Below are 22,124 nucleotides of genomic sequence, written 5' to 3' on the forward strand. Positions count from 1 at the left end.
CCCGGCCAAACCAATTCCCCCCATATCGCCCCATTTCGCCCCACACGTCAAGTGTTTTTATCCAATGAATCCAGTGTGAACAAGTTGTGGATAAGCGATTTAAGTGACTTCAGCTAAGGGATTTGAGTGACTTATTCACAGGCGAATAAACTACATTTATTCCCACCAGAAGATCCCCCACTTCGCCCCACCCCGTCGACCAGCGAACAACCCAAGAATTTCGCCGCGATCCACCAATTTAGAAATACGGAGTGAGCACCTTCAGATTGCAGGAATAGGCGCTATTGCTTACCATTGAACCAGCATCCACTAGAGTCATGCTACGTGCTTCAGGTGGTGTAATACTATCCTTTGACATTTTCTGGTAGCATGTAGCCATCGAAGGGAAGACCACTGTGAATACTTTTCAGCTGTATTTGTTAACCGCCCGCTACGCTAGAGATCGCAGAGCACGCTTAGAGCTGACGCAGAGCATTTCACGCAGCCCGCCCCTTCTCCTCGGCGCACTCAGCGATCTCTGCGGTTAAAGCTTTTTACCAGTTTTAGTCGCATGTTGGTATTATATAGCTCATGGATGTGAGCTAAGGGTAAGAAGCTCTTCGCCATTTTGGCGACCTGTCAGATTGCTTCGCCATCTCCGGACTTCGGCGAGCTCAGTCGTGCCGCAGACCTACGTCGCGTAAATTGAGGATTGCTACGCCATCTACGGCAGACCTCCGTCGTAGTTTATAAAATCGAACCTAAGCCTACTGCCGAATCTAGGTTTAAGTTAAAAGATCCTCAGCCTGAACCCCGCGCCTTCGCGCCCTTGAGCGCAGCGGGTGGTTCAATAAAACAGAACCCCAGCTTCGCATGCACATAAATCCCCGGTTTAGACAGCGCACCTGAAACATGCGACATGTTGCAGGTGCGCGGTCGTCGCGAGCAACGCCCCTGCAAATTACGCTTCTGGCTGCACGATGAGGCGCACTTGACGCTTCGCATCGAAGAACTCCTTGGCGAATGCTGCCATGGCGGGCGCATCGACCTGGTCGAGCTTCTGCGCGTGCTCTGCGTCATCATCAAGCCGGCAACTCGTAAGTCAGATTAATCGCAGTGTGCATTGCACGTGCGCCAATCGTCTGTCCGCCCCATCGGGCGCGCGGCTTTCAACGTGTGCGGCAACGTGCCAACTCATCCTCTGTCACCTCGCCTGCAATCACTCGGGCAATCTCGGCGTCGATCTCAGTTACGACCTCAGCGGCTTGGCTGGGATGCGTGCCAGCATAAAAAACAAACATGCTGCTCTGCAGGCCGATAATACGGCTCGAACCAACATAGTAGGCCATGCCCTTGTCTTCGCGCACGCGCTCAAATAGTCGACTCGACATACCACTAAAGAGTTCGTTCAGCATCTCACCGACGACGTAGCGCTCATCCTTGATACCCACATCGGGATAGGCTTGAAGCACGACCGCTTGTTCGCGATCCATCGGCTCGACAATGTCCACCGCTTCTTCAGGGCCAGCATAGGCTGCCGTTTCATCCACCGCGAACGGCGTAGTCGGAACACCGGATTCAAGCAGGGACTTGAGGCGCGGCTCTAAGTGCGAACGATCAAAATCACCGCTCACCGATAGCACGATATTAGGCGCAGTCACAAGTCGCTCAAAATGCGCCACCACATCTTCGCGGGTTAATTGCTCCAGATCTGCGAGGCGCCCATCCGAGGCAATCGCAAACGGATGCTCACCAAAGAACCGCTCACGTAATTTACGGAAGCCATAATCTAGAATTTCATCATCCTCTTCTTTTAAGTTGGCAATCTGCGCTTCCAGCTCAGTGCGGAACGTCGCTTCTTCAAATACCGGGCAAGTCAATGCATCGCTCAATAAATCGAGCGCCACTTCTAGATCCGTGGCAGGACTTCGATCGCAAAGCTGAACGTGTTATTACCACCGGTCGCTGAAAAGCTTCCACCGATACTATCAATCAAAGTTGAAATCTCAGAGGCGCTACGATTTGCCGTATCTTTGGTCAACAACTCCGCTAGCAATTCTGTGATACCACGCTGATTCGTCGGCTCATAAAACGGACCTCCACGCAGCACACAGCGAAGGTGCACCTTCGGCAGACGCTTATCTTCCTGCAGCAACAAACGCGCCCCACTCTGATACTCGACCAGCTCGAACGGATCTAATGCCAGCACTTCCGCCATAGCTTCCGATTCAGCGACGGCCTCCTCAGGTTTCGGCCCGAGTGTAACCGCCGACATCCCCTCTTCAACCAAATAGGCCTTCGCGACGGCTTGTAAATCCCGCGGAGTGACTGACTGCAAACGTTTCAAATAGCGGCGACCATAGTAAATATCACCGATCACGACTTCCCCCAACCCTAGGCGGGACGCCTGCCCGCTCATAGTCTTGCGGCCGTTAATCTCGCCACTCAATGCCTGCCGACGCGCCTTCTCGACAACGGACTCACTCAAGCCGGACTCACAGACGTCACGAATGACAGCATGAATCGCCGCCTCCACCTCGCTCTGCTTTTCTGGATCACAGACATACGAAACCCACATCAGTCCACGTCCACCTGGATTCCAATTTCGGCAATCAATATAGTGCACCAGCTTTTGCTCGTTGCGCAGGCGCTCCCACAGCAACGAACTCTCGCCGCCGCCGAGCGCGTGCGCCAACGCATCCAAGCGCGGCGAATCCGGGTGACTCAGATGCGGCACCTTAAAGCCGAGGCCACCACGAAAAATATTATAATCGCCCACGATATCCTCTCGGCGCGTTGCCAATTGCACCGGCTCTTCCTCAATCTGCACTGGCGCCAAACGTCCACGCTCAACTTGACCGAATGTTGATTCAACCGCATGCAGGCAGTCCTCCGGCGTCACTGCACCGACGATGGACACGACGATATTATTCGGCACGTATCGAGATTTATAATACGCATACAGTTCCTCGCGTGTGACTTTCTCGTAGAGCGCACGATGCCCGATTACCGGCTCACGATACGGGTGGCATTGAAATGCGGTGCGGAAGAGCGCTTGGCTGAGTTGACGATCTGGATCGTCGAGTCCCATATCAATTTCGCGCAGAATCACATCGCGCTCCCGCTCGACCTCATCAGCAGGCAGAGTCGAATGCAGCACAATATCAGAGAGCACATCGACGATTTGTTCAAACGCCTGCGAAGGCGCATCGATATAATAGACCGTGCGATCAAATGTCGTGTAGGCATTAATCCCGCCGCCCATGCCATGCACTCACGGCTAATGCTCTTACCATCGCGCTTTTCAGTGCCCTTAAACAGCAAATGCTCTAGGTAATGAGACAGGCCAGAACCAATCAGCTGATCCTCATGAATACTCCCCGTCTTCACCCAAACCTGCACCGAGACGACTTCACTAGAGAAGTCCGGGCGATGAACGAGCGTCAGCCCATTATCCAAGACATGACGTTCGACAGGCGCTTTGAAAAGACGCTCAATAATATCATGCGAGGCAGCGGCAGAGAATTGACTGGTGGAAATATCCATATATGCGATCTAACTAATCCTGTTCGTATCTCGATTTCGATACTTACTTTCAAAGGAAACACCCTATTTTAGTCGCAAGAGCAACCTCTAGTTTACGTTATAAATTTGTTTAAGTCATTGCCCTGCGCCACGATGCATGGCTCAAACATTGATATTACAGAACAAGTGCCCCATTATCGCACCATCGATTCCATTCAAAGACTTTCCAACATCGTAAATGAAGCCCAGCAAAGACCTACCTCCACCACCTCCCGCGCGCGAACAGAAGCGGAAGTTAAGCCTTAAGGCCGCCATAGCTGTCGCTACTAAGTCCAAAGGCCACCAAACTTTTAAGCCTTTGATGGACCCGATGGACGAGTTCCCCGCAGCCCAATCAGGCGCGCAGCAGGACATGGAAGCACGCCTGCTGGAGCTACAAGCAGACATCATCAACCGCGAAGAAATACTCAGTCAGAATGAAAAAAACTTTCGTGCCCGCGAACTCGAATTAAACGAACGCGAGGCGCTGCTAGAAGCCCGCACGAAAATTGTCGAGTCTACAGCAACTCAACCGACAGGCACCTCTGACGGCGCAGAAGCCGCACTCGCTGCCCTAAAGAAGACACTCGATGCACAGGAAATGACACTGCGCGACACTCGCGACACATTACGCAAGCGTGAAACCTACATCGAAGAATGCGAGAATGCGCTAGTCGAACAATCCATGATGCTCACAGAACGTGAAGCGCGACTGGAACAACGCGAAGAAGACAGCACGCCACACAACACATCCTCAACACCCCCATCAGAATAATCGACGAACCCCTGTAGGGATTCCTGAACCACTCGACTGTATACTCAGTGAGTGACGCTGATTCGAATCGCCGAAGGCAGAAGTGGGCACGCTTCACGGCCTTTCGCCGAAATGCAGCGAGGACTTAACGTAAGCGCGGGCGCTTAATTGTCGGCTTAACCGAAGGCATATAAGGCGCCTCAAATGCGGTTTTAAAATCGTAGCCGCCATTGAAATCTTCGGGGCTGTCCTTCTCGGTCTTCCCCAGCACACGGCAAGCGACGAGGTTAAACACGATATTTCCGAAATCTCGGCAACTCGTAATCCCCCAGTATTCCAACACAGAGCGCGTCATTGGCCCATATTGCTCCAATGCATACAGGCGAATTCCCTCCAGCAACTGTTGACCGCTCAAGTGGTTCGTTTGCTCCAACTTACCCTGCTTGCCCATTTCTTTGATACTGAAGTCAAGCGCCTGCCTAAGGAAATAATAGGCACCGCGTGCATAGCGTGGATCATCCTTACGAATCGTATGGATCACTTCATTAAAATCTAGGGCTGGATCATTCACTTCGACTCAATAAAAATCGAATCTTGGCACACGTCAACCATCAGGGGCGACCAATCTCAACTCAATAGGTATACGCAGCGCTACGTGCTTCGATCGCCCAACCATAGATATCTTCATATGCACCCGCCGAGGCTTCCCAGCTGAAATCACTGAGCATCCCATTGCGCTGAATCCTCGCATATTCCTCAGGCCGGAAAGAATAAATCGAGCACGCCCTACGAATCGCCTCATACAATGCAGCTGGCGTTGCATCTTGAAATAAGAACCCCGTGCCACCAGCCTCGCCCTCGACATACTGAGTCACCGAATCTTTTAGCCCCCCGGTGGCGCGGACTATCGGCGGCGCGCCATACACCATCGAATACATCTGGCTCAGGCCACAGGGCTCGAACCGGCTCGGCATCAATAGGAAATCCGTGCCCGCAGCAGTGAGGTGCGACAACTCATTATTAAAGCCTAAGTGCACACCGAAGCGCCCGGGATAACGCTGCGCCAAAGCCTCAAATGCCGATTCCAAACTAGGCTCGCCCGTGCCCAGCACCGCGACCTGAAGTTGCTGATCTGCCATCAACTGATCGCTAATCGCTACCAATAAATCGAGCCCCTTCTGAGCGACCAAACGCGCCACCGCAGCAAAAACAGGCACCTCCGCATCAACCGCCAAGCCATAGGCCTCTTGCATCTGCGCCTTACAAACGGCTTTACCGCTCAAATCATCCACCGAATAGCGTGCAGGCAATAACTCATCCGTCTGCGGGCTCCACTCAGATTCATCGATACCGTTGATCACGCCAATCAAATCAGCAGACCGAAAGCGTAGCACATGATCTAAGCCACCACCACCCTCGGGCTCTTGGATCTCACGCGCATAGCTAGGGCTTACCGTAGATACCTTCGATGCGTGATAGATTCCGCCCTTTAGCATATTTAACTCCCCCATCGACTCCAAACTATCAGCGCGAAAGACTGACGATGGCAAACCCGCGAAATCCACAAGGTCACGATGAAACCAGCCTTGGTGCCCCATATTGTGCAAAGTCATCAACGAGGCCGCACGCCCGATCGGCTGCTCACGCTCAGTCGTATTTAAATAAATCGGCACCAATCCAGTTGTCCAATCATGACAATGCAGCACATCTGGCACCCAGTCCAAATACGTGCACAAATCGATCGCGGCACGGCTCAAAAACGTAAAACGCTGGGCATTATCGTCTTCATTGCCAGACGGCCCGCCTCCATACACTGACGGATGGTCGAAATACTGGTTATGCTCCAACAAGTAACACACGACCGTCGAACCGGGCAACTCACACTCCCAAACTCGTGCATACGCTTCATGTCCACCCAGCTTCACCACTAAAGGCGCATCGAGTGGGCGAGCCGACTCGATCTGCTTCAGCCCCGCATATTTCGGCATCACAATGCGCACATCATGCCTACGCGCATCAAGCGCTTTCGACAACGCACCGACGACATCCGCTAGGCCCCCGACTTTCACAAAGGGCACCGCCTCTGGCGCGACCATCAATATCTTACGTTTCTGCGCCATCGAGCACGCGCTACTCCTCGCCGGCAGTAGCATCAAATACATCTGGATGCGGCTCGTAGTGCTTCAGACTGAAGTTAAACACTGGTAACAAGCAAATCAGCCCGATGCAGGTAAACCCAAGAATCGCAAACCCAGTCACATCATGCACACTACCGATATCTCCGATCAGAGGTAGCACCCAGTGCTCATCGATCGCCTCTGAGCCATATTGATACGCCCACATCGTCAGGAACACACTGCGGATCATATTTGTCAGCACCGCAAACCCCATCGCTGCCGCAACCAATAAGATCTTCTTCCAGAAACGATTTAAGAAGACAGAAGCCAGAAACGAGCCAGCAAACAAGCAAGCCGTCAGCGAACGGATCCCCGAACACGCCTCTTCCACACCAACCTGCCCCTCCGGAAGAATCAAGACATTGCCCTCGCGCTCCAACTCGTAGCCCAACACATCAAATAGGTTAAACACCACGATCGTCACCTTCGTCAGCAAGAACACACGAATCTCCTTCTCGACCACAGACACCATCGGTGCAGAAATCAGCCAAATGATCGCGGGAAACATAAACAACGCGGTCAACATCAGGCGACTCTTCAACGACATGGGCTCACCATCGACGCGCTCCTTCGTCATGATAAAGACCACACTCAGCAGCAGCCCAGAAAAGCCAGCAGCAATCGCCAACGAAGCCGGATTTTGCGGACCAGTCACTGAGCGCAACAGCGCACCAATACCAAACAGAGCTAACCCGCTAAAAAAGGCCGCATACGCGATCCATTCACACAATTGAGTCAACCCCGAGGCACTCGGCGCACCAGAAGTGGTCTCGGCACCTGGCGCATCGCCCTTTAATAAATAACTGCGAATAATCGGCCACCGATCATATAGCACATAAGCCGCAAACAACGGCACCAGATAGCCAAAGCTATAATCTTCACGCTGCCCCCACCAGTAGAACTGGTCCCAGATCATATAGAATGCGAAGCCAAGGAGCATGACCACGGCTACGATTTGATCGCGGGCTAGGTTTTTAAAAGAAAAAGCTGGGGCAGTATCACTCACGATGCAGACAAAAAAGGCGAAAATTGATCAGTTAAAGAGCATATTTAATGGAAGCCGCCCTTCGGGATGGCAACCCTCAAAAAGTCACTAAAAGAGAAGGGAACCGAGAAAACACACTTAAAAAGTCTCCTCAATAAATAATCGACGACCCATGATAACCCTCTATCATTACGGGTTCATTTTTATGGTCGATACAGCTTCTGATAGTTCATCTCCCCAACTTCCGCCAGCCATGGAGCGCCTACACGCTTATTGGCGGATGCCTTATATCCTCGCGCCTAAAAACCCCGACGAAGGCGGTAATCCGTTTACGCAGATCCACCAAAGCGGCGACGACAAGAAGGAATACATCCTCTACCGCGGGCAGTGGAACTACATCGTAATGAACCGCTACCCTTATAATGCAGGTCACTTACTCGTGCTCCCCTTCCGCGAAGTTCCCACGCTCGAAGACATGACCACCGAGGAGCGCCACGAACTGATGGATTTGATCGTCAAAGGGCAACAAATCCTGACTCGCGCCCTACGCCCAAGCGGCTTCAACACTGGATTCAACTTTGGCAAAGCCGCCGGAGCTGGCATTCCCTGTCACCTACATTGCCACATCGTCCCCCGCTGGGAAGGCGATACCAACTTCATGCCCGTGATCGGCAACACACGTGTGCTGCCCGATGCGATGGATCTCATGTGGGAGCGTCTCCACGCCTTCGTCGAAGACGACAGCTAAGCTGAACGTCATTCATCCACTCCCCGTCGCGCCCCCTCCCATTCCACCGCGACGCACTCAATCCTATTATCGAATTTCCCGGTGCCTACAGAATCCATACATTTCCCGAGTTCACGCCTACTGAGCGAGCTTTACGCCAACGACACGCGTAATCTCATCGAAGCCGAGCGCATGCTCAACGTCACCCTCGCCAGTCGCGACGACTGGGTCAGCATCGAAGGCTCTGCCGAAGGCATCGCCCAAGTCAAAGACCTGTTCAAATTCCTAGAAGCCGCGAACAAGCAAGGCATTCGCATCCGCACCTCCGACTTTCACTACACCCTACGCTGCATCGCCGAGGGCAAGTCCGAAGAACTGCAAGAGATCTACAACAACCCATTGGTGATCAAACTACAGCGAATCAGCATCATCCCCAAAACGCTCAGCCAGAAGCGCTACCTACAGTGCGTTGAGAAGAACACCGTCACCTTCGGCATCGGCCCCGCCGGCACTGGCAAGACTTACCTCGCCATGGCAATGGCGCTCAAAGAGCTCATGGCGGGCAACGTCGAGCGCATCATCCTCACCCGCCCCGCCGTCGAAGCGGGCGAAGCACTCGGCTTCCTACCAGGTGAACTCCAGGAGAAAATCCTGCCCTATTTGACCCCACTCTATGACGCGATGAACGACATGATGGGCAAAGAGCAAACCATGCAACTGGTCGAGCGCGGCATCGTTGAGATCGCCCCCCTCGCCTATATGCGCGGCCGCACACTTGCCAACGCCTTCGTCGTGCTCGATGAGGCGCAAAACACCACGCATGAGCAAATGATGATGTTTCTCACGCGCCTCGGCGATGGCAGCCGTATGGTCATCACTGGCGACATCACTCAAATCGATTTACCCAAGGCCAAACAATCTGGCCTCAAAGAAGCCACTCGCCTACTCAAGAACATCGACGGCCTGCAGCTCTTCCATTTTGACGGACAAGACGTCGTGCGACACCCCCTCGTGCAAAGCATCATCAACGCCTACGCCCGTAGCGCCGAGTAATTGAGCGTTTGCAACCACGCTCACACCTGACTTTAAGTCGAACCACACAAGAACATGGCCGCATTTTTCAAAAAAAATCCTCGCGCAAAGCGAAAGACCAGCAACTCCCCGTAAAAAACGAAAACGCGGGCCGAGGCGCTGATCGTATTGGAGCCTCTCACTTTTTCGAGACCAGTCGCGTTGTCGAAACGGGGCTCTTCCTGCTCTTCACCGCACTCGTCGTCATCATCTGTTTCCTCGGGCAAAAGTCAAAAGGCCCGCAGGTGATTCTCGGACACCCCGCAGCCTCACGTATTGTCGCAGAATTCGCCTTTCAACAAAGCAGTAAAGTGCTACTCGAAGAGCAAAAGCATGCCGTGCGGGCACAAGTGCCCCCAGTCTTCCAACGCACCTTCGAACCATACGATGAGTTCCGCGCAAACATCAACGAGCTCAATACTAGCATCGCGAAGACATTGATTGATCACGAGGCGGAAGGCGATGAAGCCGTCGCTGCAGAGCTAGAGGCCACAGCCAAGTCATTCATAGAAACCACTGGTCTTAAAATTTCCCCAAAGCGAATCACCCAATTCACCAACCAAACCAACCCCAGAGAGCGTTCCGTCTTAACCAACGACGCACTCAACGTCCTCAAATCACTCTACGAAGACGGCATCTACTCCAACCTAAACACGGACGGAAAATCGCCCCAAGTGACGATGATCCAGCTCATCGACGAAGAGGGTCGCTACAACCTACCCTCATCCCGCTCATATGACGATGCACTCGTCGCGCTACGCGTGCGGCTCGACGCACTGTCTGCCAACCGAACCACCGCCCGCGCACTTTTCGATATTTTCAGAGCAGGCCTACACCCGAACTTACTCTACAGCGCATCAGGCACCAACCGTGCCATTGAGCGCGCCATCAGTGAAATCGAACCGCCCGTCATCGAATACAAAGAAGGCGATACGCTGGTCGAGCCAGGCTCCATCATCACCGAACTCGACATCGAATGCTTGAAAACTTACCGCAAGGTCGAACGCGAACACAGAGGCAACTCTCTGATATTCAATGGACTCTTCCTCGAGCGCGTCACCCTCACACTGATACTGCTAGTCGCAGTGATGATTTTCGTAAAGAGAGGGCTGCGCAACTTCCATAAGCGTAACCGCGCAATCGCCATTACCGCAGTCAGCATTCTGCTCAACCTCCTCATCATTCGCCTGATTATGGAGATCGGCGATATCGCCCTACTCAACAACCGCCCCTCACTGGGCATGCTCCCCTACATTGCCCCCTATGCGCTGGCACCCATGATTGTTGCAGTGCTCGTAGGCACTGCACCCGCAGTCATTACCGCACTGATCATCGCAGTTCTCTTTGGCATCATCCAGGGCAATTCCGTCGAATTCCTCCTCATCGCATTCCTATCTGGTGTGGTCGGCAGCTTTATATCCGCAAACATTCGTAAGCGTGCCATGCTCGTTCGCGCAGGACTCATGGCCGGTATTGCCTCTGCCATGACAGGAGCATTGCTCGGCCTACTCGGCAATCTCTCGATCGGACTCGTCGGCCAACAAGCGATCATCGCTCTAATCGTCGGCGTGCTCTCTGGCGTCCTAGCCGTCGGCTTACTACCGATCTTTGAGCAAGCGTTCCAAATCACAACCGAGATTACACTACTCGAACTCACCGACTTCAACCACCCGCTGCTGCGCCGCATGCAGATGGAAGCACCCGGCACTTACCACCACAGCTTGATGGTCGCCAATCTCTCGGAAAATGCCGCAGCCGCCATCGGCGCCAGCCCATTACTCTGCCGCGTCTGCTGCCTCTTCCACGACATCGGCAAGCTCGTCAAACCAGAGTATTTCGCAGAAAATCAAAAAGACGGCATCAACCCACACAATGAGAAGAACCCTTCAATGAGTGCGCTGGTCATCAAAGCCCACGTCAAAGAAGGCGTCGAAATCGCACGCAAGCACAAGCTCCCACGCGTCATTATTGATGTGATCCGCCAACACCACGGCACCGGACTCATTCATTTTTTCTACCACCAGGCACAACAAGAGCAGAACAAACAAACCAAGCTCCCCTTCCCGGAAAAAACGGGTAAGATCAAAGAGAGTAAAAAGGTCGACGAAAGCACCTATCGCTACGATGGTCCACGCCCGGCCTTCAAAGAAAGCGCCATCATCTTTTTTGCCGACGGCGTCGAAGCCGCCAGCCGCAGCCTCAAAAAAGTCACACAGCCCGCCATCGAAGAGCTCATCGACAGTATGTTCAAGAGCCGCATCGCAGACGGCCAACTCGACGAATGCCCACTCACCTTCAAGGAGTTGCACGAAATCCGCAGCAGCTTCACCTACACACTGCTCAACATGCTACACTCCCGCGTAGAATACCCGAAAGAGATCAACGAAAAGCAGGCCAAAGCAGACAGCAAAAAATCACCTCAAGACAATGAACCGTCTCCATCTGGAAATAAGCAACCAGTATAAACAGCTCTGCGAGCCAATCGCAGACGCTGAAAAACTGTTTCGCACGCTCGAAGCCTCGGCCGCCTTTCCCATCACAGCGGGCGAGCTCTCGGTCGTCTTCGTCGATGATGCCACCATCGGTCAAATACACGACGACTTCATGGGCGATCCCAGCGCCACCGACGTCATCACCTTTCCTGCAAATACTGAAATGGAATCGGCCGGCGAGATCATCGTATCCGTCGACCACGCCCGCAGTCGCGCTGCAGAACTCGGCGAGCCCTTTAGCCGCGAACTAAGCCTCTACCTCGTGCACGGCTGGCTGCACCTTGCAGGCTACGACGACCGCAACGAGACCGACCGCGCAGCCATGCGCATCGCAGAGCAACAAGCCCTAGCGATTCTCGATCAGGCCTCCGCGGGCAGCGACTTCCAGCTCCAGCCTGAAGACTGAGGACGTCGAACCGGGGCAATACCACCCTGCGACTAAACCTAGTAAAACATGAACCAGCAGCTCATCGTGAGTTACAAAAGCGTGAAGTGGGTGGTAAATGAACCTAGATTCAGAAGTTAGACGGAGGTCTGCGGCACGACTGAGCTCGCCGAAGTCCGTAGATAGCGCAGCAAGTTAGTCCTTGGTAATTAAACGCTTACGAGTGTATTCACTACCGCCTACCGAGCGCAGCGACACTTTATTATGCCCTTGGGTGCAACCGAAGGGCGAAGCCAATTGGCGAATCGAAGATTCGTCATAAAACACTGATATTCAGCTCCTAACCACTGCCTTCTAGATTCTAATACTATCCTTTGATATTTTCTGGTAGTATGTAGCCATCGAAGGGAAGACCACTGTGAATACTTTTCAGCTGTATTTGTTAACCGCCCGCTACGCTAGAGATCGCAGAGCACGCTGAGAGCTGACGCAGAGCATTTCACGCAGCCCTCCCCATCTCCTCGGCGCACTCAGCGATCTCTGCGGTTAAACCTTTTTACCAGTTTTAGTCGCATGTTGGTATAACTACTCTTTTTAAGTTAAATCGTCAGCGGATCGACTGCGAAATACTGGCTCGCATTCAGGAACTGACTTTGAGCAGTCAACCAACGCGCATCTTTGGTGACTTCTTCCATCGACTGCTTCGTATTATTACAGAGTAGAAAGATACGCGGCCCAAGGCAGATATAAGCATCTATCCCTTCGCCGCCACCCTCACGCGTGAAACCAAACTCACCGCCGAGATTGTTACGTGTGTCGCCCACGTCATTGCGCAGCGCCACACTATCTTCCATCATTTCATTGAGAAATGCAGCCTCACGCGCCCCCTCATAATAATGCAAGGTCAGTGTCACCTCTTCCGAAACTTGAATGATCGCGAGCTCGTCAAACACAGGCCGACCATAGGCCTCGTTTAGCTTAGCAAATGACTTCTGGATACGGGCAATGGCGGACTCAAGTTTCATACAGCAAATACAAAGCACTTCTGCCGAAAGCTTCAACATTCATTATCCTAAAAAGAATAGTTAGAAGCGAGTAGTCAGGAGTTAGCCCTAGATCATCCGTTGCTTACAACACAATAGAGATTCGCCAAGCGAATGAGACGCACGCTAAGTTCGCTTGATTATACCAGTGGCATCAAATCCACCCTGTAAAAGAAAAAGGGGGCATGTCAGAATGCCACGAACTTAAGCACCGAGCCCAAACGTAGCGGAGCCAGGAACTGGTTTCGACCACAGACCCAAAGCACCAAACCCAAGCGTAGCGGAGCCAGGAACTGGTTTCGACCACAGACCCAAAGCACCGAGCCCAAGTGTAGCGGAGCCAGGAACTGGTTTCGGCCACAGACCCAAAGCACCGAACCTAAGCGTAGCGGAGCCAAGAGCAGGTTTCGGCCCGTTGCATCTGCAATAGCTCACGCCCGCTTCGCTCAAGGCACAAAGACACCTCATCCCTTTTGCCTCAAGCCGTGACACAGACATTCCTGTCTGTCCACCGAGCACAAGCCTCCGAGCCAAAGCCGCAGCGCGAAGATTCATCGAACGTCTCAACCGAACCAACGTATTCCAAACTCAGGCTCTGTATTGTCTAACCGCAGATTTCGCAGATGGACGCAGATTATTACAACATATCAATCGACCTAACAAAGTCTCAGTAAGCGGAAACAAGACTAGTCTGGGCATAGCTTCTTCGACGCCTAAACCAGTATCGACCGTTGCATCTGCAACAGCTCACGCCCGCTACGCTCAAGGCACTAAGCCCAGACAACTGCCACTGAAAGCCTCCCACATTCTCGGACTTTGTGAGCTTTGTGCCTTTGTGAGACACCTAATTCGTTTTGCCCAAAGACGTGACACAGACATTCCTGTCTGTCCACCGAGCCCCAGCCGTAGCGTGAAGATTCACCAACCGTGCACCTCCAAGGCATCTTTTAACCACCCGTTCCCGATGGTCACTGGAGGGCACAGAGGCACGGAGCCTGAACGACGCAACAGAGCACGAAGAGAGAGAGAGGAGTTTCGCATATTTCGTGCCTTTAGTAGTCAAAAAGAATGCCCAGCAGAGCCCAATAAGCCATCCGCGCGAGACCGCCGTGACACAGACATTGCTGCCATCGCGTGAGACATCGTCTTTTACGCGACGCCATCTACGGACTTCGGCGAGCTCAGTCGTGCCGCAGACCTCCGTCTTGTCTGTCCACCGAGCCCAAGCCGTAGCGTGGCAACCGTGCACCTCCAAGGCATCTTTTAACCACCCGTTCCCGATGGTCACTGGAGGGCACAGAGGCACGGAGCCTGAACGACGCAACAGAGCACGAAGAGAGAGAGAGAGGAGTTTCGCATATTTCGTGCCTTTAGTAGTCAAAAAGAATGCCCAGCACAGAGCCCAATAAGCCATCCGCGCGAGACCGCCGTGACACAGACATTACTGCCATCGCGTGAGACATCGTCTTTTACGCGACGCCATCTACGGACTTCGGCGAGCTCAGTCGTGCCGCAGACCTCCGTCCTGTCTGTCCACCGAGCCCCAGCCGTAGCGTGACGATTCACCAACCGTTTCGTTCGCACTAACACTTCCCACTCTCACTAACACTCTCACTTCCACTTCAAAGCCGCGTGGAGCGAAGCTCTTTACGCGGTCACTCGCCGCAGGCGCTCACTCTCGGTGCAGCCGAGTCAGCCGAGTCACAACGAATCCAGCGGACTACGCACCCCCATCCCAGGCTTCTTCATGACATGTGTGTAGATCTGCGTCGTCTCCACATTCGCATGGCCCAGCAGATCCTGCACTGTGCGGATATCCATCCCATCATCGAGCAAATGCGTCGCAAAACTATGCCGCAGCACATGGCTGGTGATCCGCTTCATTGGCACCGCACGCTTACCCGCCTCATACACCGCCCGCTGATACGCATTAGGCAATACATGATGCCTCCGCCGCAATCCGCCACGCGGGTCTGTCGAGATTTTACGACTCGGCCAGAGCCATTGCCAGCGCCAGTCTCTGCCTGCGTTCTTATGCTTACGCGCTAAGGCTGCGGGCTGATACACGCCAGCAATACTCTCATCAAGCATATCTTCCTCAAACAATACACGCACCTCCATCAAATGCGCCTTCAGTGGCTCAATCAATTTTTCAGAGAGTGGCACGACACGATCCTTACCGCCCTTACCGTTGCGAACGATGATCTGATGGCGTTCAAAATCTAAATCCATCACACGCAGACGGCACAGCTCCGAAATACGTAACCCTGTCGAATACTGAACCTGCGCCATCAGGCACTTCTCTCCCTTCATCTTTGAAAGGAAGCGACGTGTCTCATCCTTACTCATCACCACTGGGATTTTCTTGCGGTTCTTTGCTCGCGCAAAATCCCCAATATCACCCAGCTCTAGTTCAAACACTTTCTCAGCCACAAACACCAACGCATTGAGCGCCTGCTTCTGTGTCGACGAAGCAACCTCCCGCACCATCGCTAAATAGTCCAAATACGACTTCACCTGCGCGGCCTTCATCTCAACACCCGCACGCACTCCACTCTGCCTTACGAAATCTCGGTAGATCCGCACATAGTTGCGCTCCGTCGTCAACGCCCTCCCCAGCCGACGCATGACCTTTAATATCTCATTTTCATCGCCAGTGCGCCCCTCGATCCGTTCCGCAGACGTATCATTGACTGATTCGTATTTCCAACTTGAGACCGGCTTCGCGACACAGGCAGACTGCTCCACCTTCGCACCTTCGACCTTCCCACAACCATCACTCTCAGCTTTCAGTGTTTCCGCTTTCAGGTTTTGCTTCGCCATTTCCGGCAGACCTACATCAGATTTTCCTAAGGCCTGCGCCTTAGCTGTCACAAAAAACCACCGAATCGGCTCACGCCAACGTTCCACCATCCACTCATTCGCCTGTTTCTCCTGCCTAGCCCAATCAATAAAATCACGCGCCGACTCTACATTGCAACCCACTGAATGACGATGACACCAACCTAAATACCAACGCAGCGTCACTTTGTAGCTTTCGCGATCTTTCTGCGGAAAATCCGAGGCCCCCAACACCTCAGCCCAACGGGGAAATTGTATGGTTTTCATAACAACCTAAATGGTGATCATAAATTCATTAAAATCAAATTTCAGACGCAATTAAATGCATGATTCGCCGGAAACACGAAAGCCTCACACGAACAACCCACTCTATTATCTACTGCACATGAGTCACTTACGTAATTCACAGGAAATTCCTAGGGGATTCCCCAATAGTGATATCATTCATTCAGACCATCACCCCGCTTAAAACCCCAAAAATGCGAAAATACGCAAACTACCAATATGGCTCATCTAATAAACGCGTAAAAAAACGTCAAACACCATGAATACTAGGATTGAACCCGATTGGCCAGTGATAAACAGGCGAAAATCGTGCACATTTGAATGCACGATTCGACGGGACGAATTACTCATTAGAACCAAAACGAACAAACCACTATCCACTGATTATAAGACTCTTACACCTCCAGGACGCAGGCTAACGCATATATTCATAAAAGTGATATCATGCATTCGTTTTGAAAAAGCCCTCTGAATGCACGATTTGCCGGAAACAAAACCTTGCTCCGCAACGCCCTATAGATTTACCTTCCAAATCTTAATTCTGATCAATCCCATACTAGCACTACAATAGAGACGTCCCAAACTAACCAGATGAAGTGCAGTTCCCATAAAAACCACACACCCCGCACCCTTGATATCATTCATTGAATGAATGACTTAACACTGTTCGAAAATAAAATGAAAAAGGCATTACGTATCTCGGCGGTATTGAATCTCGTTCTGATCATCGGGATTTTCGTAATATACCAACAAAAGAAAGAAATAACCCCCATTCGCGTTAATGAAGCGATCCCAAGGGTTCTGATTGATGAGATGCTAGAACCGTTAAAAGCAAAGGGTTACAGGCTGAATAGAGTTTCAATGGTTGCTATCCCCGAAAACAGAAGCTTCGAAACTGGCTCTACAGTGAAAATTTACCTCGATGACGCGGATGGCACGCCATCAAAATTAATCCACGTCATACTCGATAAGTCAGGTTGGCGGATCGAAAGTGAATCTCACATCATCATCTAAAATGAAAATTCGAACCAGTCGGCATACTCAATTCCTTTCGCGCTCCGCGCTTCAGTCTTGAGTAGCCTCTACGATCTCAGAAAAAATGAATGGAATTAAAGTAAATGGGTAAACTCATCCTAGTCTGGATAGTCGCCCTTTTTCTATCATTGGTATTCTTCGAAAACCTATGGATCTTTTTTATCGTATTCTCATCGGTAACACTAATTCCATTCATCCATGAAGCATCAGAGGACTACAATTTCAATTTGTATGATCATATTGGAAAAGGAGGTCGAAAAAGAAGGAAATACCTAAAGGAACATAAGGAACGAAGAAAATGAAAGACTCACATGATGCCATACCACCTCTACGACCTGCCCACTGTCTCGAATTGAGATCCAGTCAGAGCTATCAACTCCGTTCGCTCGTCCCTCACTCACTACGTCGATAGTCTTCTACGATATACAGAAGGAAGGAACCCAGATTTTTTAACCGCTTATTGACGCTAATTTACACTTATCCAGCACGGCGTGCGACAGAATTTAAATCTTAAGAATAAGCGTTCATAAGCGGAAATAAGCGGTCTCCAGCTCCGCTGGCCTCTGTGAATATTTGAGTTGAATGAAACCACATTCTAACCACCCTGAACGAATCTAAAAAGTCCCACTGAAATGAACCTCAACCACTCCGAAGCGCCGAACCCGATTGCAACGCCCACTGGTATATCCAGACGGCGCACTCAATAGATTTCGCTTCCGCTCATCTATCGAGTGGCCTCCACGATCACAGAAAAAATGAAAACTGAATATAAAAAAGGAAGGACATTGGCGATCATTGGAGCTTACATGCAAATCGCACCAATCCTCAACTTTCTCGTTGGAATGGTATTAATATCTACGACAGGAGAGAATGGATTTGGCACCTTCCTTAAGTTCGGAATCGTCACGATGGCGATGTCCCTCTCGGGAGCCATAATGTTATTTAGCTCACTCGTATTTCTGAAATATAGAGCGGTTTGGTTTTTTCGATTCATGGCTCTGTTTTCGGTCTACCTAGCTTTTAAGATGTCATTGTTTTTTACGCCGATTGGCATCATCACCGCGATCTACCTTCTATCGAAAAGGAATGAATTCACGATGGACAGGACTGAATCACCTCAACAGGCAGCAGCGAACGCCTAGACACGTGTGGCCGGATGTGATCCAGTCGTGGTGAGACAATAGATTTCGCTGGCGCTCATCTACACTCACACTCTACGTTCTAGGAAAAATGAAACGAATACTCCCCCTCACTATCTTATTAGTCGTTTCTACTATTTGCTATGCCGATGAAGACGCGAAGAGTCGCAACGCAGCGACTCTTAAAGCCTACGAATTGCTAAGCAAAGGAGACAGAATAGCTTCAGTCGAAGCACTCCAAATCAACAACAAGCATTTTGGCTACTACTTCCTCTACAGGCACGAGGGGATAATTGAATCAAAAGGAATTGTCGTAGGAAAGGACTTTAGCACCTATCAAGGCGTAAGTTCTAAGGAAATCCTTCCATTTAAATATGATCCTCCTAGAATCCAGAAAATCACAAGCAAAAAGCCCATCGGCGATAATTACAACATGCCCGTCGTCATTCGCGACTCGCCAAATTACAAATAAAACTAGAACCAGTCACTAGACTCAATGTCGCTAACGCGCCATCGAGTCAGCTCTACGATTCTGAGAAAGAAAAATGAAAATTATCAAATACGCTTGGTATGCAGTCGTAGCGATTTCCACACTTGGACTACTGGCAATAATCGGACCGAAAGTCTACAATCAGATCGAGTATCAGTTTTTCGACCCACTAGGAGATCCGTCCATGTGGCCAGCGACATTTGAAGGAATACTGATATTTATCTCCATCCTTGCTGCTGCCTTGGCACTCATATTGGGCTCAAATGGAAAAGATGAAAAAGTGAATAGATTCCCTCGTTTTGCCTTTGGAACCATTGGATTTACCCTCTTGGGAATGTGGGTTTACGGAGCAAAACTGTGGCAAGACTTCCATTCGTCATTTTTACCGCAAAGCCTATTGGACAGAATGATGAGCAATGATGGATCATTGATTATCCTCATTTCAGTAGTATTCCATTTAACATATGCTTTCTCCGGCAGAGGCATCGGAATATGGCTACTCCGATCCTACAATCGAATAAAAAATAAATCAGAACCAGACGCTACTGGGCAATGTCGCTAACGCGCCATCGCCAGAGCTCCACGTTATGAAAGAAAATACAAAAAATGACTGGGATGCATTCATCGAGGACGTGCCATGGTTTTTGCAATCAGATCAAGTCGTAACGATTAATAATCCCACTAAGCACCTACCCCCATCGACAGAATTCAAGAAGACATTTCCCACATTAAGTAACCTACTAAGTCTCTCGAGGAGAACCGAAATCACTATTGATTCAGCTAAGTTTGATCTTTTTGCGTGGAACTCAAATGATGGACTCCGCATGGGCTGGCTTTGCCCCCAAGCCGAAAAGAATACAAACGAAGGATTACATAAATACCACTCATTGCTGCTTTCCATTTTTGGAGGAACAATCGAGCGCTTTAACGAGCCGCAAGATTCATGGCTATTAAATCATGAAGGAGTTTTGACTGCTGAGGAGGCATCCGACGATGCCTCATTTATTGAAGACTCTCTATGGGCATTCGAGAATGATGAAATCCCTCTTCCTGTTGTTTTGTCCGAATTTTATACTGTAGCACGAGAAGCGAATGGAAACGTCACACTATGCCACAGAGACTCAGGTGACATTCTTCTATTCGCACAAGACCACTGCTATGATCATGTTACACCACTAGGAGGATGCCCAGAATACACTTTTTACACGATTAACGACACTCCGACCTTCATCGACTGGGTAGAAGCAATTGCTCGACAGTGGCAATCGCACATAACAAAATCATAACCAGTCGTGTCGAGACAATAGATTTCGCTACCGCTCATCTATACTCGCACTCTACGATCTACAGAAAGAATGACTAAGATTCACAAGACTCTAATCGCCATAGGACTAGTCATCATTGTCATCCTTTCGGCGCGCCTGATGATTCACAAAGAAACGGTGTATACGGCAGAAGCGGAGATTCAACTGATTCGAGTAGACCCAGAAATTCAAGAGCTAGAAACTGAAGCTCCAGAGGATGAAAGAAGCCTAGAGCAAAAGAGCCAAGAATACATGCAGACCAACCACAACAACTCACCCAAATGAAGCGTAGAATCGGGTAGCGGGAAGCATTAACGCTCCCCGCCCCCACACCACCGGCCATACGGGACCGTAGCACGGCGGTTCCGGCGAGCTATCCGTTAGGATAGCTAAGGTTGATCCACTTGTCTTTGATTGAGGGACATCTTTGTTTGGCAAGCCATGTGTTATCCATAGCGATACACACGACGCGCAGATTGCTACAACGCCAATAGCCTTTGCGGCAGCGACTGGCCTGCTTGATGGTCTTTCGATTGATTCCGAGTTTAAGCAGATTACGAAAACGTGTGCGCGGCAGTCGCCATTGTTTCCAATAGCAGAGCCGCACACGGCGGCGCAGCCAGCCGTCCAGCTCTCGGACTTGTGCATACGGGATTCCCATGGCGTAGTAGCCAAGCCAGCCGTTCACGTAGAGCCGCAGCCGTTCGAGACGCTCGCTCATGGCGATGCTCCAACTGCGACCTGTGATATGACGGATGGTTTGCTTAAACGCCAAGATCTTGGCATCCAAACAACGGATACGTTTGGCCGTAATCACAAAGCCGAGGAAGCTGCATTGACTGAGCTCCGCCACTTTGGTTTTCGCGGTGTTTACGATCAGCTTCAGCTTCGTTTCGATGTAGCCACTGATACTGCGCATGACTCGCTCCGCCGCGCGTTTGCTTTTAACGACGATTATGAAGTCATCGGCATAACGAGCGAAACGATGTCCACGTCTCTCTAACTCATGATCGAGATCATCAAGCATGATATTTGCCAGCAGCGGACTCAGCGGCCCACCTTGTGGCACCCCTGCTGGGGTGGGTTCTCGCGTCCCATCGGGCAAGGCGGTGCCTGCCTTCAAGTAACGAGCGATCAGGCGTAACACCCGACCGTCTGTAATACGACGCTTTAAGCGCTGCATCAGTTCGCGGTGATCAACCTTGTCGAAGAACGACTTGAGATCGCAATCGACTGCATAGCTGCGCTTCTTTTGCGCAGCCTGCTGGATCGACTTCACCGCATCATGTGCTCGGCGTCCTGGGCGGAAACCGTAGCTATGCTCACTGAACTGCACCTCAAACAAAGGCGCAATGATTTGAGCGATGGCTTGCTGGATCACACGATCCAATACCGTGGGGATGCCCAATGGGCGTTGCTCCCCGTTGCCCTTCGGTATCCAGACGCGGCGCACCGCGGCTGGTCGATAGGTCCCCTTTCTTAACTGATCCGCGATCCGAGACCAATGTGCTTGAGAGAACGCAGGAAAGGCTTCGATGGACATGCCGTCCATTCCTGCCGAGCCATTGTTCACGCGCACACGACGCCATGCCTCTTTCAAGTTGGCGCGGTCGAGGATCGCTTCCAGTAGGTCTTCCTCCGCAGCTTCATGCTTCCCATGCGATGTGTTGCCCGCACGAGTCCACCAATCGGCTTCGCCCTCATGCTTCGACCACCGAAGGTCAAGCTGCGCTTCTCCAGTTCGAGCCTTCATGATATCAGCTGACCGCAGCCTTCGATTGCATCGCCCAGACACAACCTACTCACGGGTTCCAACACCACTACTATGCTCTCTGCTGACTCCTCAGGGTTCA

At 51.4% G+C, this 22,124-nt stretch carries 20 protein-coding genes; 12 read left to right on the top strand and 8 right to left on the bottom strand.

Annotated elements, in window-relative coordinates; genetic code table 11:
- Positions 1-898 precede the first annotated feature (898 nt).
- Positions 899-1,090, top strand: a complete 192-nt coding sequence (locus tag GZZ87_RS00005) for a hypothetical protein (RefSeq protein ID WP_206753323.1) — start codon at positions 899-901, stop codon at positions 1,088-1,090.
- Between the two features lie 58 nt (positions 1,091-1,148).
- Here GZZ87_RS00005 and GZZ87_RS00010 read toward each other — a convergent pair whose 3' ends face one another.
- Complete coding sequence (locus tag GZZ87_RS00010; protein WP_162071416.1) at positions 1,149-1,886, bottom strand: insulinase family protein; 738 nt, start codon at positions 1,884-1,886, stop codon at positions 1,149-1,151.
- A 2-nt stretch (positions 1,887-1,888) separates the two neighbouring features.
- The gene (locus tag GZZ87_RS19860) at positions 1,889-3,244 is read right to left on the bottom strand and encodes a M16 family metallopeptidase (protein WP_162071417.1); all 1,356 of its coding nucleotides are present in this window, start codon (positions 3,242-3,244) and stop codon (positions 1,889-1,891) included.
- A 498-nt stretch (positions 3,245-3,742) separates the two neighbouring features.
- Between GZZ87_RS19860 and GZZ87_RS00025 the strand changes: the two genes are divergently transcribed.
- A complete protein-coding gene (locus tag GZZ87_RS00025; RefSeq protein ID WP_162028339.1) occupies positions 3,743-4,318 on the top strand; it encodes a hypothetical protein in 576 nt (191 codons plus the stop codon).
- Positions 4,319-4,442: 124 nt separating this feature from the next.
- Here the strand turns inward: GZZ87_RS00025 and GZZ87_RS00030 are convergent, their stop codons facing one another.
- From GZZ87_RS00030 to GZZ87_RS00040, 3 genes are all read right to left on the bottom strand, one after another.
- A complete protein-coding gene (locus GZZ87_RS00030; protein WP_162028340.1) occupies positions 4,443-4,868 on the bottom strand; it encodes a Minf_1886 family protein in 426 nt (141 codons plus the stop codon).
- 61 nt (positions 4,869-4,929) lie between these two features.
- A complete protein-coding gene (gene glgA / locus GZZ87_RS00035) occupies positions 4,930-6,417 on the bottom strand; it encodes a glycogen synthase GlgA (RefSeq protein ID WP_162028341.1) in 1,488 nt (495 codons plus the stop codon).
- A gap of 10 nt (positions 6,418-6,427) precedes the next feature.
- Complete coding sequence (locus GZZ87_RS00040; protein WP_162028342.1) at positions 6,428-7,480, bottom strand: exosortase/archaeosortase family protein; 1,053 nt, start codon at positions 7,478-7,480, stop codon at positions 6,428-6,430.
- A gap of 151 nt (positions 7,481-7,631) precedes the next feature.
- Between GZZ87_RS00040 and GZZ87_RS00045 the strand changes: the two genes are divergently transcribed.
- From GZZ87_RS00045 to ybeY, 4 genes are all read left to right on the top strand, one after another.
- Entirely contained in the window at positions 7,632-8,207 is a 576-nt protein-coding gene (locus GZZ87_RS00045; protein ID WP_244648046.1) for an HIT domain-containing protein, read from the top strand.
- An 81-nt stretch (positions 8,208-8,288) separates the two neighbouring features.
- On the top strand, positions 8,289-9,239 hold the full coding sequence (locus tag GZZ87_RS00050; protein WP_162028343.1) for a PhoH family protein: 951 nt from the start codon (positions 8,289-8,291) through the stop codon (positions 9,237-9,239).
- A gap of 8 nt (positions 9,240-9,247) precedes the next feature.
- Entirely contained in the window at positions 9,248-11,722 is a 2,475-nt protein-coding gene (locus tag GZZ87_RS00055) for an HDIG domain-containing metalloprotein (RefSeq protein ID WP_162071419.1), read from the top strand.
- Positions 11,685-12,155, top strand: a complete 471-nt coding sequence (ybeY, locus tag GZZ87_RS00060) for an rRNA maturation RNase YbeY (protein WP_162028345.1) — start codon at positions 11,685-11,687, stop codon at positions 12,153-12,155. Before GZZ87_RS00055 ends, ybeY begins: the two co-directional genes overlap by 38 nt.
- Positions 12,156-12,733: 578 nt before the next feature.
- Here ybeY and GZZ87_RS00065 read toward each other — a convergent pair.
- Positions 12,734-13,159, bottom strand: coding sequence for a hypothetical protein (locus tag GZZ87_RS00065; RefSeq protein WP_162030922.1), 426 nt, complete (start codon positions 13,157-13,159; stop codon positions 12,734-12,736).
- 1,719 nt (positions 13,160-14,878) lie between these two features.
- The gene (locus GZZ87_RS00070) at positions 14,879-16,285 is read right to left on the bottom strand and encodes an integron integrase (RefSeq protein ID WP_162028294.1); all 1,407 of its coding nucleotides are present in this window, start codon (positions 16,283-16,285) and stop codon (positions 14,879-14,881) included.
- A 666-nt stretch (positions 16,286-16,951) separates the two neighbouring features.
- On the opposite strand from GZZ87_RS00070, the gene GZZ87_RS00075 reads away from it, so the two are divergent.
- The 6 genes from GZZ87_RS00075 (at position 16,952) to GZZ87_RS00100 (ending at position 20,556) form a co-directional block, all read left to right on the top strand.
- A complete protein-coding gene (locus GZZ87_RS00075; protein ID WP_162071420.1) occupies positions 16,952-17,317 on the top strand; it encodes a hypothetical protein in 366 nt (121 codons plus the stop codon).
- 776 nt (positions 17,318-18,093) lie between these two features.
- The gene (locus GZZ87_RS00080) at positions 18,094-18,480 is read left to right on the top strand and encodes a hypothetical protein (protein WP_162026037.1); all 387 of its coding nucleotides are present in this window, start codon (positions 18,094-18,096) and stop codon (positions 18,478-18,480) included.
- A gap of 88 nt (positions 18,481-18,568) precedes the next feature.
- Entirely contained in the window at positions 18,569-18,949 is a 381-nt protein-coding gene (locus GZZ87_RS00085; protein WP_162026036.1) for a hypothetical protein, read from the top strand.
- A 73-nt stretch (positions 18,950-19,022) separates the two neighbouring features.
- The gene (locus GZZ87_RS00090) at positions 19,023-19,529 is read left to right on the top strand and encodes a hypothetical protein (RefSeq protein WP_162026035.1); all 507 of its coding nucleotides are present in this window, start codon (positions 19,023-19,025) and stop codon (positions 19,527-19,529) included.
- 25 nt (positions 19,530-19,554) lie between these two features.
- Positions 19,555-20,253: a hypothetical protein gene (locus tag GZZ87_RS00095; RefSeq protein ID WP_162026034.1), complete on the top strand. Its 699-nt coding sequence runs from the start codon at positions 19,555-19,557 to the stop codon at positions 20,251-20,253.
- Between the two features lie 69 nt (positions 20,254-20,322).
- Entirely contained in the window at positions 20,323-20,556 is a 234-nt protein-coding gene (locus GZZ87_RS00100) for a hypothetical protein (RefSeq protein WP_162026033.1), read from the top strand.
- Between the two features lie 88 nt (positions 20,557-20,644).
- Here GZZ87_RS00100 and ltrA read toward each other — a convergent pair whose 3' ends face one another.
- Complete coding sequence (gene ltrA, locus GZZ87_RS00105; protein ID WP_244648176.1) at positions 20,645-22,024, bottom strand: group II intron reverse transcriptase/maturase; 1,380 nt, start codon at positions 22,022-22,024, stop codon at positions 20,645-20,647.
- Positions 22,025-22,124 lie beyond the last annotated feature (100 nt).

The organism is Lentimonas sp. CC4 (assembly GCF_902728235.1).
Taxonomy (GTDB): Bacteria; Verrucomicrobiota; Verrucomicrobiia; order Opitutales; family Coraliomargaritaceae; genus Lentimonas.